We start from the raw sequence: 14377 nt of genomic DNA, 5'->3' as shown, positions 1-14377 counted from the left end.
AGTCTACATCTAATCGTATCACTATTATTGAAGGTATCTAACGATTATGATCGCCGTCCCTGAATCTGTGGGCAGGTGTGGTTTTAAAGCTGGAGTTGAGTATTCTACCATCCAGGCTGAAGATCAAAACGTCGGTTTCAAATGGGAACCTTTCAGAACACCTCTCCCTTATTGATTTGCTGATGCTGTTGAATACCTCCTCCATCAGTCCTGCCCTTTCGAGTTCACTGATCATCTCCTCAACGGTTGGAAGGTTGAAGATCCTTTCTGTAACCTCTGGCGCTGCACCGCTGAGGGCAGCATGTGCTGTCATTATCTCGCGTCGGGCATCTGCAATGGAGTTCTTTGTCTGGAATATCCCCGCAGAGAGCTTTATGAGTTTACCTGCATGGCCCATCAGTATGATCCTCTTCACACCCTTTTTGGCGGCCTCCCCCAGCATGTAACCCGGGAAGTTGGCCATCTGTATTATTCGCTCCTCTTCAATCCGCTTGAAGTATTCCCTGGCAAACCTTTCCCCTATGTTACCAGGGACGAATACGAGTTCCCTGAACCCACGGGCGACTGCAATGTCAATCTGACATGCAAGGGATCTCCTGTAGGCTGAGGAGGACATGGGTCTTGCAATGCCACTTGTCCCCAGGATGGAGATACCCCCCTCAATCCCGAGGCGGGGGTTCATGGTTTTTGATGCGATTTTCTCCCCCTCGGGAACCGAAACCGTGACAATCGCCCCCTCGCCATTCCTGAGGTATCTTCTCAGATTATCCTCTATCATTCTCCTGGGGACGGGGTTTATTGCAGCCTCACCCGGGGGGACCTGGAGTCCCGGCTTTGTCACGGTACCGACACCCTCACCGCCCCTGATTAAGACTCCAGATGTTCCTGTGATCTGAACCTCTGCCATGATGCTGAGGTTCACTGTGACATCAGGGTCTCCGTAGGGCCTCTTTATTACACTGGCCCTTGCCGTGTCCTGGGAGATCCTTTCAACAGAATCAACGTCCACATCGATTTTTCCTGAAGGGGTTTCAACATTTACTCTTTTAACCACACGATCCCTTAAACATAGAAGTGATGCGAGGGCCGCTGCAGTGGCAGCTGTCCCCGTAGTGATCCCGAATACCCTCTCATCCTTCATCAGAAAAATCCTTTAAAATTTAATGAAGAAAAAGTAATCTATTCTATTTCGTCGCTTATGGCTTCGAAGAGTTCCTCCCTACCAGGGGCCCCAACGAACCTCACAACGCCGTTTATAGCTATTGCAGGGACTGCCATGAGACCATAGTCAATTGCCTTCTCCCGGTCAACCATTATGTCAATTTTTTCAACATCTATTTTGTCCCCGAATTCCTTCTTGGCCTCATCAACAACCTCAATCGCCATTGGACAGTAGGGACAGGTTGGGGATGTGAAAACCTCTATCTTAACAACCATTTCCTAACCTCCGTGAGAATGATATATAATTCTTCACTCCTTTTAGGATAAATACTTATCCTTTTATTCTTTCTTAGATCTTTTTGCTGTTTTGTTGTATTGCTGAACTTGAGGATCCAGTACTGTCCTTTTTTTCTTAGATCTTGAGGTGTTCTGTTGTATTTGCTGAACCTGCAGATCCAAGCTTTGAGAACATGCTTGAGAGGATCTTCACGAATCCACCTGGTGGCTCGAGGGTTACGGTGTCATAGTTCTTTAAACCTGCAAGTTTAGCCGCCACATCAACAGCATAGTCCCTTCCACCGGTATAATCCACAAGCCGGTTCTTCAGGGCCTGTCTTCCAGTGAATATCCTTCCCTCTGCAAGGCCACGCACATATGATACGCTGAGGTTTCTGTTGGCAGCAACGGTCCTTATGAAGTAGTCATACTCCTCATTTACCATTGACTGGAGCATCTGCCTCTCCTCATCGGTTATCATACGGTAATCCGCACCCATATCCTTGTACTCCCCGGCCTTTATTGCATACTTGTTTATACCCATCTGTCTGTACATCTCAGAGAGGTCTGTGAGGTCAAGTATGACACCTATGCTCCCGACCCATGCAGATGGACTTGCAACTATCCTGTCAGATGCCGAGGCTGCAAGGTATGCCCCTGAGGTTCCGGAATCGCTTATCCAGCTTACAACAGGTTTTTCAGATTTTTTTATGGCATCCATCAGTTCCTCACTCGCAACTGGAGTCCCTCCTGGACTGTTTATATCCAGGACTATGGCCTTAACTGACGGATCACTATTGGCCTCCTCGATAAGATTCTTTATGTCATCAGGGCTTACAGCATCAGAAAACCCTGCTGAATCATAGGCTATGGCCCCGTGAACCGGTATGATTGCCACAGTACCTTCAGCTTCGCCGATGAACCCTGAAATTGACATGACCAGCCCTGAAATTGATAGAACCACAATTAAACCAGCAATAATCTTACCGTTTCTGTCCATGATATCAGACCTTCGGATTTACCTCCCATCCTAAACTTTCCTGTTTTTGTATTAATTAGACTGCAACCCCTTATATAAATAGTTTTATATAATCTAGGTATATGAACTGTTTGGAGTGATAGGTTGAGAAAAGCAGTAAGAGCACCTGGATCAGCCACGGTTATAAATGCCATTGCAACAGGAAGGGGCTCTGCATTCGGGATAGGCCTCAGTGTCAGGGCAGAGGCAGAACTCATAGATTCCGGTATAGAGTGCATCTCCCTTGAGGGTGCGGACACAGCACTCATAGAGCTATGCACAGAGATGGTCCTCGAGCATTACGGCGCCGATACTGGCGTGAGGGTGGTCACAGCCTCTGATTTACCCGTTGCGAGCGGTCTTTCAAGCAGCAGCGCGGCATCCAATGCCACCGTGATGGCGGTTTCTGAACTCATATCAGAGGAATTTCAGCTGGAACCCATGGATGGAAGTGAGATGCTCAACATGGCAGTGGACGCATCCCTCAGGGCAGGGGTGACGGTTACGGGGGCCTATGATGATGCAAGCGCATCATTCTATGGGGGCCTCACCGTGACAGATAACATGGCAAGGCGTATAATCTGCAGGAGGGAAATGGAAAATCAAAAGGTATTAATATACATGCCGGACAGAAAATCACTGACTGCACAATCAGATGTCCCGAGGATGAAACTGCTGGCCCCCTGGGTTGACATGGCCTTCAGGGAGGTCCTTGAGGGCAGGGTGCACAGTGCACTGACACTCAACGGGATACTCTATTGTGCATCCCTGGGATTCGATCCGGGAATAGCCCTCGATGCCCTTGAGGCAGGTGCCCTCTCAGCGGGTCTTTCAGGCACAGGACCGGCCTTTGTGGCGCTGGCTGATGAAGATTCTGCAGGGAAGGTCATTGATTCATGGGAGAACCTTGAGGGCAATGTTACTGTAACATCAGTGGATAACCAGGGTACACATGTGCTTGACTGATCCCGGTGACCCTTAAAGCTTTGAAGCTCGGGGGATGTTTTATGGACGAATCCAGAGCACTGGAAACCCTTAAAAGGTCCAGAAGGGAAATAGATAGAATAGACAGGGAGATCCTTGACCTCATATCCTCACGGACATCCCTTGCACGTGAGATAGCTGAGGCCAAAGTTGCCCTGGGAATGGAAATATTCGACCCTGAGAGGGAGCTTGAGATCATAGAGAGGACCCGGAGAATCGCCAGGGCCTATGGTATCAATGAGGATAAGCTCATACAGCTGATGAAGATTCTGATGGATCTAAGCAAAACTGAACAGAAAGAACTGTTAAGGAGGCAATGAAATGGGAAACATAAGAACTTCCTTTGTAAAAAGAATCGCGAAAGAACTGATAGAAACTCACCCAGGTAAATTCACATCTGATTTTGATAAAAACAAGAAACTTGTGGAGGAGTTCTCAACAGTCAGCACAAAACACCTCAGGAACAAGATAGCAGGTTACATCACAAGGATAATCAGCCAGCAGAAATAATTTTGATTTTTTTCCATTTTCAACATTTAAAAGGTTGTGAAGGTTAATGGAGTTAATAGTTGCTAAATTTGGCGGTACATCTATAGGAAATGGTAGACGAATTAAAAAAGCGGCCCGTTCTGTCGTGAAGGAGTACATGAAGGGCAAGAAGGTCGTTGTTGTTGTATCTGCCATCAATAAGACAACCGATGAACTCCTTCAGATAGTTGATGAGGCAATGGAAGATGCTGTTACAGAAAAGCAGCTGGCTGAAATAGTATCCATGGGTGAAATGACCAGTGTAAGGATATTCTCCTCTGCAATAGAGGCACTTGGAGTTAAATCTGAATACATAGACCCATTCATGGATGAATGGCCAATAATAACCGACAGCAACCTTTTAAATGCTAAGGTGGACTTTGAGGCAACCGAGAAGAAGTCAAAGGAACTCCTCAAACTCCTCGACCAGGGAATAATACCGGTGGTGTGCGGGTTCCTTGGGAGGGACCCCAATGGTTACATAACAACCCTGGGAAGGGGTGGAAGTGACATCACAGCCTTCCTCCTGGGACACTGCCTGAAGGCGGATGAGGTTATAATCGTAACCGATGTTGGGGGCGTAATGTCAACGGATCCAAATAAACTGCAGGGCGCAAAGAAGCTTGATAAGATCTCTGTTGAGGAGATGAGGGATCTTGCAACCCATGGGGCGCAAGTACTACACCCACATGCCCTGAAATACAAGGACCCGGATATCAATGCAAAGATCATAGGTTTCGAGCATGGGGATCTCTCAGCCCCGGGCACTGAAATCATAGGCCCTTCAAAGAATAAGATGGTCAAGACAACAACCCTCAACCCTGAACCAATATCTGTGGTTGCAGTTGTGGGGGAGAAGATACTCAACAAGCCCGGTATACTGGCAAAGTTAACCTCAAAGCTTGCAGAGAACTCCATTAACATCATAGGAATTTCAACAGGCCAGAACTCCGTTACAATATTCGTTGATAAGAAGGACGCCGATGAGGCGCACAGGCTCCTCCATGACGTGGTCATTGCAGATGATAACCTCAGTTCACTCTCCCTGGGAAGGGATATTGCAATGATAACCATATCCAGCCCTGACTTCATAGACACTCCGGGCATAATATCCGAGATCACCAAGCCCCTCAGGGATAATGACCTTAACATAGTTGAAATTTCATCCTCACAGACATCTGTGGTTATATTTGTTGACTGGAATGATGGTAAAAAGGCGTATGAACTTGTAAGGGGTGTTCTTGAATGAAGATTGAAGGCACAGTAGTGGCCATGGTGACTCCATTCACAGATGATGACCGGGTGGATGAGGCCGGGCTGCGGGAAAACATAAACTACCTGATTGAGAATGGGGTTGATGGTTTGCTGGTTGCTGGCACAACAGGTGAATCGGCAACCATAACCCATGAGGAACAGAGGAGAATGATTGATATACTCGTTGATGAGGTTAACGGGCGTGTTAAGACCATTGCCGGGGCAGGGAGCAACTCCTCAAGGGAGGCCCTTGGCCTTGTAAGGTATGCAGGGGACGCAGGTGCAGACGCGGCCCTTGTGATAACACCCTACTACAACAAGCCCCAGCCCCATGGGCTCATTGAACACTACCGGATGCTGGAGCAGGCATCGGAAATACCCCTTATAATCTACAATGTGCCCTCAAGGACCGGTACAGATATCGACGTTGACACGGTATCTGAACTTGCAGGGCTCGACGGTATAATCGGTATAAAGGAGGCGAGCCCCGACCTGGATAAGATCTCCATGCTGAAATCACGGCTGATGGACCAGGGCACCGATGATTTTATCATACTCTCAGGTAACGATAACCTCACACTCCCAATGATCTCAATGGGTGCAGAGGGTGTCATATCTGTTGTGGCGAACGTCGATCCAGCCCGTATGAGCCGACTCGTCAACGAGGCCCTCTCAGGGGACTTTGAGTCTGCAATGAAAACCCACTATGAACTTTACAGCCTCATGAAGGTCCTTTTCATCGAGAGCAACCCTGTACCTGTCAAGGAGGCCCTCAACATGATGGGAAGGCCCGCAGGTCATGTCAGGATGCCGCTAGCACCCCTAAAGGACAGCAGCCGTGAGAAACTGAGGCTGGTACTTGAGGAACTGGCACTCATCTGAACCCCTGAGGTGTTATGATGATCAAAGTTGCGGTTACCGGCGCCTGCGGGCGCATGGGGTCTGGAATAATAAGGAGGGTGCTTGAAGAGGATGACATGCAGCTTGTGGCTGCCATCGAGGCCCCGGGAACACCCCTTAAGGGAAGGGATATAGGTGAATTCACAGCCACAGGCGAAGTGGGGGTTAAGGTAAGCGACGCATCTGACCTTGCCGAAACACTAAGAGAGACAGAACCCGATGTTCTCGTTGACTTCACAGTGGCACCGGCAGCTGTTGAAACCATAAAGACAGCGACCGAAGCAGGGGTTAACCTTGTGGTTGGAACAACAGGATTTTCAGATGAACAGATGCAGACCATCAGGGAATCCATTGAGAGGACAGGTGTGAGGGCTGTTATCTCACCAAACATGGCAGTGGGCGTCAACGTCTTCTTCAAGGTACTCTCTGATCTGGCACCGGTCCTCTCTGATTATGACGTTGAGATCATAGAGGCCCACCACAGACACAAGAAGGACGCCCCTTCAGGTACCGCGGTGCGTGCACTTGAGGTTATCGCAGAGGCCACCTCCCGGAAACCCGATGAGGTGGCGGTTCATGGGAGGTCCGGCCTTACAGGTGAGAGGACCCGTGATGAGATAGGTGTCCATGCTGTGAGGGGCGGTGACATAGTGGGGGACCACATAGTCCTCTTTGCAGGTGATGGTGAACGCCTTGAAATAGTCCACCGGGCCCACAGCAGGGACGCATTTATAGGTGGAGTTATAAGGGCAGTGAGGTTCATTGAACACGCAGAACCCGGAAAGATAATGGATATGGGGGACGTGCTTGGAATAAAATGATAAGGTGGTATTATGGTTAAGGTTGGTGTTCTTGGAGCAACAGGGATGGTTGGGCAGCGGTTTATTGAGATGCTTGAGAATCATCCTGAATTTGAACTTACAACCCTCGCGGCATCTTCAAGGTCCGCGGGGAAACCCTACGGGGAGGTTGCAAACTGGTACCTTGACAGTGAGATGCCTGAGTCTGTAAGGGATATAGAGGTTGTTGAAACGGACCCTGCAAGTGTGGGGGATGTGGACATACTGTTCTCTGCACTTCCCGCAGATGTGGCGCGGAAGGTTGAGCCAAAGTTTGCTGAGAAGTACATCGTGGCTTCAAATGCCAGTGCAATGCGAATGGAACCCGATGTTCCCCTTGTGATCCCTGAGGTTAACCCGGAGTTCCTGGACCTCATAGAGGTTCAGCAGAGGAGGAGGGGATGGGAGGGGTTCATCATAACCAACCCCAACTGCTCCACCATAGCACTTACCCTTACACTGAAGCCCATCTATGACAGCTACACCATAAAGAGGGTTTATGTCTCCACCATGCAGGCGGTTTCAGGGGCAGGATACAGTGGGGTGCCATCAATGGCAATACTTGACAATATCGTCCCATATATCGGAGGCGAGGAGGAGAAGATTGAAACCGAGACCCTCCACCTCCTCGGTGAACTTGACGATGGTGTGGTTAAACCTGCAAGTTTCGGTGTGAGCGCATCATGCCACCGTGTCCCTGTTGTTGATGGCCACACAGAAGCTGTCTTCGTGGAACTGGATGATGAATTTGAAATTGAGGACATAAAAGAGGCCATGGACGGGTTTCAGGGGCTCCCACAGAAACTGGGCCTTTACTCAGCACCTGAAAAACCTGTTGTGGTCCTGGATGAGGAGAACAGACCCCAGCCAAGGATGGACAGGGACAGGGATGGTGGAATGTCCGTCACTGTTGGAAGACTCAGGAAGGATGCGGCATTCAGTAACAGCCTTAGATATGTCCTTGTAGGCCACAACACTGTGAGAGGGGCCGCAGGGGCATCGATCCTGAATGCAGAACTTATAAATGAGATACTGTAAATGATGCATCCATTTTTTTTATTTCCTGGTGTCGATGCATCCATTCTCTATTTTGTGATGCATCCGTTTCTTTCATTTACGGGTATTGATACCTCCATTCTCTATTTCTTTAATTCAGCAATCAGTTCGCCCATTCTTGATTCAATGATGCAGATCATAACCCTTGGAGGAACCCAGATATTCTGGGTGCTGCTGTGCCTCACACTCTACATTTTTGGGGGTGAGAACGAGAAGGAGGCCGCATTCATTGCACTCACAGCCCTTGTCATGGGCTTCTTCCTCAGTGAATTCCTGAAGGCTGTTATTGCAAGGCCAAGGCCCTATGAGGTTCTCAGCTGGGTGAAGCACACCACAACAGTTGGCGGGTACTCCATGCCATCAGGGCACACTGTGGCAGCATTCAGCGGTTTCCTGGCACTCTACTTTAAATTTGGGAGACTATGGCTTTTCATGCTCTTTGCTTCCCTTGTTGGTGTTTCAAGGGTGTGCCTTGGTCTACATTACCCCAGTGATGTCATTGCAGGGGCACTCCTTGGAGTTCTATGTGCCCTTGCGGCTTTGAAGGTGGAGGAGAGGGTTAAGTGTTTTGGTCTCTGCAATTTTGAAAGGCTTGAATGATGCTTATGGGGGACTTATTGTTTTGTTTTCCACGTTCCCATTTTAGGGAATATGTGGAGATTCTTTCGCTATATAACTCTATCTGGTATCCCGGGATGAATTTAGGAAGGTTTTTAAGGTTCCATGTGATATTTAATTAAGGGGAAAGGGGTACCATGAAGTTCATGAGGGATTCGGAAAAGGAACAGCTCAAGCTTCTTGTCAAGGCATGCATGCTTGAGATAAGCAAGCTCAAGATGGATCTCAGGAAGTGCAGGGAGAATTCAGAGAACTCAGGCAGGGTGAGGAAACTTGAGGAGACCCTCAAACTCAGGGAACAGAAGATAGCTGAACTTGAGGGTCTCATGGCTGAGAAGGATAAAATAATACAGGACCTCAATGCAATCATAGCCGAGAAGGAATCCTGCATATCTGACCTTAAAAGGTACAGGGAGTACTTCCATGCGCTTACCCAGAAACCTGAAAGGGATCTGACATCCTTCCAGTCACAGATCTACCGTCTGCTACCTGGTGAAAGATCCACAGCAGAGGAACTGCTCAGTTTTTTAAATGAGATAGGGTTCAGAGACATGAAACTTGAGAACATGGTTCAGATACTGAGGAACCTTGAGAGAAAGGGTTACTTCAGGTCAGTGAGAGACGATGGAAGGGTGCTCTGGGAGAAAATAGAGAGATGATCGCTCTGTAATGGCGAATAGGCTCATGGTTGGGGCATTCGATGATTGTCAGTCTGTAACGGCAAATACCCTTACGGGCGAGGCCTCCGCCATCACATTCAGTGGAACAACGAATATTCTGAATCTTTCTGGAACCAGACCCGTGTTTTTTATGTTTTCAACTATCCAGATCCCGTTTTCAAGGAGAAGTCTGTGTACAGCTGTTTCTCCAGGCATGTCAACGCTTGGCCCGTCTGTGCACACCCCCTTCACTCCATGGTCAACCAGTTTCTCTGCAAGACCCATGGGAATGCCTCTATAGTCTTTGAAGTATTCCTCCAGACCCCACTTTGAGTCCCACCTGGTTCTCAGAACCGCAATGTCTCCATCAGGAATTTTAACTGTTTTGGATGATATAAGGAAGCCCTGCCCTGTCAGTCTTTCAAGGCCTATCCTATCAACGGTCTCACCACAGCAATTTAAATGTGCCGGTGCATCTATGTGGGTTCCAGCATGCAATCCTGTCTCTATCTCTGAGTTAATGTAATCCATATCTTCAAGTATCCTTATTCTGACAGGAGGATCCCCTGGAAAGACTGGCATGGAATCCTCAATTCTACGGGTCATATCAATGATTTTCATGGATCATGATATCTCATGAGGGGATATAAGGTTTCAGTGCAGATCATATTCCAGAAGTACTTCCCTGACCTCTGACACACTGGTGTTCCAGTTATAAACGTGTCCGAGGTTGTTCATGGTGTGGGTGGTGTCTGCTGTCACCCAGCCGCGACCCCTTATCCATACCTGGGCCCACACATGGGAGTACCAGTTCCCGCTTATGAACCTGCAGTACCCACGGACATAACGGGCCGGTATACCGCTGGTCCTTGCAAGGGCCACCATGAGGTGGGCCTGGTCCACACAGTTTGCTGTCCTGTACCTGAGTGTGCCTGAGGCACCGTAGCGGGTCCTGTAGTAGAAGGAGTAGTCAATATTGTCCCTGACCCAGCTAAAGAGATTCAGTGCAGTGGAGTGGGTGGTGTTTCCTGAGAGTTCCCTGGCAAGGTAAACTATATTGGGATCATTGATGTTGCAGTGGGCTGTGGACCTGATGTAACGTCGGAGGGATGCTGGGACATACCAGGGGCTGCTCCTGAGGCCATCATAGTATCTGAGCTGACCATTCAGGTAACTGTATTTTTTTTCAAGTGACCTCAGTTTACCCTGAAGCCTCATGATGGTTTTTTTGTTTCCAGAATATCTGATTCTCTTATTAATAATGTTCATGAGGTTAATTGTTTTTCTGATCTGGGATTTCAGGTTCTTTATCCTTGTGTCAATGGCTTTGGAATTGATGTGGTATGCATTTAAAGGCAGTGGGGTGCTTATTTGCATGGCCACGGGAAGTTTACCATGGAGTTGTCTGTAGCGCCCGATCTTTGATAGGAGATACACTGCATTGTAGAAGTCGATTTTACCCCCACTGAAGGAGATGGTTGCTGGACAGCATTGTGTCCTGGATGTGAAGTTACGGAATTTTGATGCTATCTCCAGGTACTGATTTTTTGTTAGTTTCACTGATATGCGCCTTATATCCAGTTGGGGCCCATTAATGGTCTGGTTTTCCACCACCTTTGAACCTGTAAGTACCTTGCTGAGGGCGTAGGCATAGGAGGGGGTGTCAAGTGTCCTGTTACCCACACTGACGTTTTCAGGGAGTTTCTTATTTTTTTCCATAAAACTGGAAACCATGACGCTTGCCGCGAGAACATCAGAGCTATTCAGGGGATCCTCAACTTCTTCAATGGCATAAGAGCCTTCAGTTAATAAAATTAAAATCATGAATGCCAAAAGGCAGACAGGGGCTACTGATTTAAACATTGTCCTACCCATATTTTAATAGGGTCACCATTGAATAAATACATTAACCGCAAAATATTTATAGAACCTCTAACCCATTGATAAATGCACTAATGATAATAAAAATTGAGGTGATTAAATGGCACAGGGACAGCAGCCAATTCTTGTACTGCCTGAAGGTACAAGCAGGTACCTTGGAAGGGACGCACAGAGAATGAACATCCTTGCAGGTAAAATACTGGCAGAAACCGTCAGGACAACCCTTGGACCAAAGGGAATGGACAAAATGCTGGTTGACTCCCTTGGGGACATCGTGGTGACAAACGACGGTGTCACAATACTCAAGGAAATGGACATAGAGCACCCCGCAGCAAAGATGCTTGTTGAGGTGGCAAAGACCCAGGAGGACGAAGTCGGTGACGGTACAACAACAGCCGTCATCATAGCAGGTGAACTTCTTAAAAAAGCTGAAACACTCCTTGAAATGGAAATCCACCCAACAATAATTGCAATGGGTTACAGACAGGCCGCTGAAAAGGCCCAGGAAATACTCAACGACATTGCAATTGACGCAAGCGACAGGGACACACTCATAAAGGTCGCAATGACCGCAATGACCGGTAAGGGAACAGAAAAGGCAAGGGAACCACTGGCTGAACTCATAGTTGACGCTGTCCAGCAGGTTGAGGAAGACGGCGAGGTCGAGAAGGACCACATAAAGATAGAGAAGAAGGAAGGCGCAGCCGTGGACGACTCAACACTCGTCCAGGGTGTCATCATCGACAAGGAAAGGGTTCACCCAGGAATGCCCAAAAAGGTTGAAAACGCCAAAATAGCACTCCTGAACTGCCCAATAGAAGTCAAAGAGACAGAAGTCGACGCAGAAATCAGGATAACAGACCCATCACAGATGCAGGCCTTCATTGAACAGGAAGAGCAGATGATCCGCGACATGGTCAACTCCATAGTCGAGACAGGCGCAAACGTGCTCTTCTGTCAGAAGGGTATCGATGACCTTGCACAGCACTACCTGGCCAAGGCAGACGTTCTTGCAGTAAGGAGGGTTAAAAAATCAGATATGGAGAAACTCTCCAAGGCAACAGGTGCAAACATCGTCACAAACATTGAGGACCTCAGTGATGACGACCTAGGCGAAGCAGGCATTGTCTCAGAGAAGAAGATCTCAGGCGAAGAGATGATCTTCGTTGAGGAATGCAAGGAGCCAAAGGCAGTCACAATACTCGTGAGGGGTTCAACAGAACACGTTGTAAGCGAAGTTGAAAGGGCAATCGAAGACGCAATAGGAGTCGTTGCAGCAACAGTCGAGGACGGCAAGGTCGTTGCAGGTGGCGGAGCACCTGAAATAGAGGTCGCAAAGAGGCTCAAGGACTATGCTGATTCAATAAGCGGAAGGGAACAGCTTGCAGTCTCAGCCTTTGCAGACGCCCTTGAGATCGTTCCAAAGACCCTTGCAGAGAACGCTGGACTTGACAGCATCGACGTCCTGGTGGACCTCAGGGCTGCCCACGAGGAGTCACCATACATGGGACTTGATGTCTTCGATGGCGAAATCGTTGACATGAAAGAGGCCGGTGTAATAGAGCCCCACAAGGTCAAGAAACAGGCCATCCAGTCCGCTGCAGAGGCAGCTGAGATGATCCTCCGCATAGACGACGTCATAGCCGCATCATCCTCCGGATCCGATGAGGACATGGATATGGGCGACATGGGCGGAATGCCTCCAATGTAGGCACCCCCACAATTCCTCCTTTTTTTTACAAAGGTTTTTCATGTGCTGGTAATTCCTTCGTGGAAGAGTTACTTTTCGAACCTCGAGTATTTAAGTTTCTAAATGCAAACTGCGCTGGACTGCTGACTCCATCAGTTTTTAAGACAATAAAAAATGGAATTTGATTTTTACTTCTCATCTCTATACAAAAACTTATTCTGTGAGTTCTTTAAGAACCTTTAGAGAGAAAAAGGGGTATTGCAATTTAGTTTATGGGTATAAGCATAAAAAGAGTTATTACAGGATTGAAAAAGTCATTTAACTTATCCGTGCAGAAAAAAGGGGGGGATAGTGGCTACCTTGAGAATATGTGAACAGCTGCTGTCCCACCGGTTCCACCGATGTTGTGGGTCATACCTATCTCAGCACCCTCAACCTGCCTTTTACCGGCTTCACCACGTAGCTGCCAGACCACCTCAGCTGCCTGGGCGATACCTGTGGCCCCTAGTGGATGACCACGTGCCTTGAGACCCCCTGAGGGGTTTACGGGTATGTCACCATCGATTCGGGTCATGCCCTCCTCAAAGGCCCTTCCACCTTCACCCTTCTCAACAAATCCAAGGTCCTCAACAGCCAGTATACCATTTATGCTGAAGCAGTCATGGACCTCAACAAGGTCTATGTCCCCTGGTGTAAGATCTGCCATCTTGAATGCGGATCTTGCAGCATTCACGGTGGCGTCAATCCGGGTTATATCCCTTCTATCGTGCAGTGCAATGGTACCTGATGCCTGTGCAGATGCCTTCACATAGACGGGGGTATCGCTGTATTCCCTGGCCATCTCGGCGGGGCAGAGTATGACTGCTGCTGCACCATCAGAGATGGGGGAACAGTCAAGGAGTCTGAGTGGATCCGCGACCATGGTTGAGTTGATGACCTGCTCAACCGTGACCTTCATGGGGAACTGGGCCCTTGGGTTGTTTGAGGCGTTTTCATGGTTTATCACGGAGACCATGGCGAGCTGCTCCCTTGTTGTACCGTACTCATACATGTGCCTCCTTGCCATCATGGCGTAGAGTGATGGGAAGGTTACACCCTGCTGGGCCTCCCATTCCTGGTCGGATGCGGTTGCAATTGCAGGTGTGGGGTCAACAACGTCGGTCATCTTCTCAACACCTGCTGCTATCACAATATCATGGTATCCTGATGCCACGGCCATTATACCGCTCCTCAGGGCGAGTCCACCTGATGCACAGGCGGCCTCCACCCTTGTTGAGGGTATTGGTGTTAGACCGGCATGATCTGCGATGAGTGAAGAAATGTGCTCCTGTTTTATGAAGAGGCCCGCTGACATGTTACCAACGTACATGGCCTCGAGGTCTGCACCTTCAACTCCAGCATCCTCTATGGCACCGAGGCCGGCCTCGGTTATCATGTCCCTGAATGAGACTTCCCAGAGTTCTCCGAATTTTGTCTGTGAGACTCCAATAATTGCTACATCCCTCATGTTATC

The 14377-nt window shown here is 48.5% G+C and carries 16 protein-coding genes; 10 read left to right on the top strand and 6 right to left on the bottom strand.

The genetic code is table 11. From position 1 onward, the window contains the following. Nucleotides 1-37: 37 nt before the first annotated feature. The 3 genes from cbiD to sppA form a co-directional block, all read right to left on the bottom strand. On the bottom strand, nucleotides 38-1141 hold the full coding sequence (gene cbiD, locus MTBMA_RS05875) for a cobalt-precorrin-5B (C(1))-methyltransferase CbiD (protein ID WP_013296016.1): 1104 nt from the start codon (nucleotides 1139-1141) through the stop codon (nucleotides 38-40). A 38-nt stretch (nucleotides 1142-1179) separates the two neighbouring features. Continuing rightward, a complete protein-coding gene (locus MTBMA_RS05870) occupies nucleotides 1180-1437 on the bottom strand; it encodes an MJ0307 family thioredoxin (RefSeq protein ID WP_013296015.1) in 258 nt (85 codons plus the stop codon). Between the two features lie 136 nt (nucleotides 1438-1573). Then, nucleotides 1574-2437 carry a signal peptide peptidase SppA gene (gene sppA, locus MTBMA_RS05865; RefSeq protein WP_013296014.1) on the bottom strand — a complete coding sequence of 288 codons (864 nt, stop codon included), beginning with the start codon at nucleotides 2435-2437 and terminating at the stop codon, nucleotides 1574-1576. A gap of 123 nt (nucleotides 2438-2560) precedes the next feature. Between sppA and MTBMA_RS05860 the strand changes: the two genes are divergently transcribed. The 9 genes from MTBMA_RS05860 (at nucleotide 2561) to MTBMA_RS05820 (ending at nucleotide 9293) form a co-directional block, all read left to right on the top strand. Further along, nucleotides 2561-3421: a shikimate kinase gene (locus MTBMA_RS05860; RefSeq protein WP_013296013.1), complete on the top strand. Its 861-nt coding sequence runs from the start codon at nucleotides 2561-2563 to the stop codon at nucleotides 3419-3421. 41 nt (nucleotides 3422-3462) lie between these two features. Then, nucleotides 3463-3759, top strand: coding sequence for a chorismate mutase (locus tag MTBMA_RS05855; RefSeq protein ID WP_013296012.1), 297 nt, complete (start codon nucleotides 3463-3465; stop codon nucleotides 3757-3759). A 1-nt stretch (nucleotide 3760) separates the two neighbouring features. Next, entirely contained in the window at nucleotides 3761-3949 is a 189-nt protein-coding gene (locus MTBMA_RS05850) for a 30S ribosomal protein S17e (RefSeq protein WP_013296011.1), read from the top strand. Between the two features lie 46 nt (nucleotides 3950-3995). Further along, nucleotides 3996-5216, top strand: coding sequence for an aspartate kinase (locus MTBMA_RS05845; RefSeq protein WP_013296010.1), 1221 nt, complete (start codon nucleotides 3996-3998; stop codon nucleotides 5214-5216). Further along, nucleotides 5213-6103 carry a 4-hydroxy-tetrahydrodipicolinate synthase gene (gene dapA / locus MTBMA_RS05840; RefSeq protein WP_013296009.1) on the top strand — a complete coding sequence of 297 codons (891 nt, stop codon included), beginning with the start codon at nucleotides 5213-5215 and terminating at the stop codon, nucleotides 6101-6103. Before MTBMA_RS05845 ends, dapA begins: the two co-directional genes overlap by 4 nt. Nucleotides 6104-6120: 17 nt before the next feature. Next, the gene (dapB, locus tag MTBMA_RS05835; RefSeq protein ID WP_013296008.1) at nucleotides 6121-6942 is read left to right on the top strand and encodes a 4-hydroxy-tetrahydrodipicolinate reductase; all 822 of its coding nucleotides are present in this window, start codon (nucleotides 6121-6123) and stop codon (nucleotides 6940-6942) included. Between the two features lie 12 nt (nucleotides 6943-6954). Beyond that, nucleotides 6955-7998: an aspartate-semialdehyde dehydrogenase gene (gene asd, locus MTBMA_RS05830; protein WP_013296007.1), complete on the top strand. Its 1044-nt coding sequence runs from the start codon at nucleotides 6955-6957 to the stop codon at nucleotides 7996-7998. A gap of 144 nt (nucleotides 7999-8142) precedes the next feature. Next, nucleotides 8143-8616, top strand: a complete 474-nt coding sequence (locus MTBMA_RS09255) for a phosphatase PAP2 family protein (protein ID WP_269879171.1) — start codon at nucleotides 8143-8145, stop codon at nucleotides 8614-8616. A 155-nt stretch (nucleotides 8617-8771) separates the two neighbouring features. Then, a complete protein-coding gene (locus MTBMA_RS05820) occupies nucleotides 8772-9293 on the top strand; it encodes a hypothetical protein (protein WP_013296005.1) in 522 nt (173 codons plus the stop codon). Between the two features lie 48 nt (nucleotides 9294-9341). On the opposite strand, the gene MTBMA_RS05815 is transcribed toward MTBMA_RS05820, so the two are convergent. Together MTBMA_RS05815 and MTBMA_RS05810 are read right to left on the bottom strand one after the other, a co-directional pair. Further along, entirely contained in the window at nucleotides 9342-9914 is a 573-nt protein-coding gene (locus MTBMA_RS05815; RefSeq protein ID WP_083772503.1) for a cyclase family protein, read from the bottom strand. Between the two features lie 33 nt (nucleotides 9915-9947). Further along, nucleotides 9948-11012 carry a transglutaminase-like domain-containing protein gene (locus MTBMA_RS05810; RefSeq protein ID WP_238523352.1) on the bottom strand — a complete coding sequence of 355 codons (1065 nt, stop codon included), beginning with the start codon at nucleotides 11010-11012 and terminating at the stop codon, nucleotides 9948-9950. Nucleotides 11013-11274: 262 nt separating this feature from the next. On the opposite strand from MTBMA_RS05810, the gene thsA reads away from it, so the two are divergent. Beyond that, nucleotides 11275-12885: a thermosome subunit alpha gene (thsA, locus tag MTBMA_RS05805; RefSeq protein WP_013296002.1), complete on the top strand. Its 1611-nt coding sequence runs from the start codon at nucleotides 11275-11277 to the stop codon at nucleotides 12883-12885. 334 nt (nucleotides 12886-13219) lie between these two features. Here thsA and MTBMA_RS05800 read toward each other — a convergent pair whose 3' ends face one another. Beyond that, nucleotides 13220-14371 (bottom strand): thiolase domain-containing protein, encoded by a 1152-nt coding sequence (locus tag MTBMA_RS05800; protein ID WP_013296001.1) that lies wholly within the window; start codon nucleotides 14369-14371, stop codon nucleotides 13220-13222. Nucleotides 14372-14377 lie beyond the last annotated feature (6 nt).

Origin of the sequence: Methanothermobacter marburgensis str. Marburg (assembly GCF_000145295.1) — an archaeon.
Classification (GTDB): Archaea; Methanobacteriota; Methanobacteria; order Methanobacteriales; family Methanothermobacteraceae; genus Methanothermobacter; species Methanothermobacter marburgensis.
This window is presented reverse-complemented; position numbering and strand designations above follow the sequence as displayed.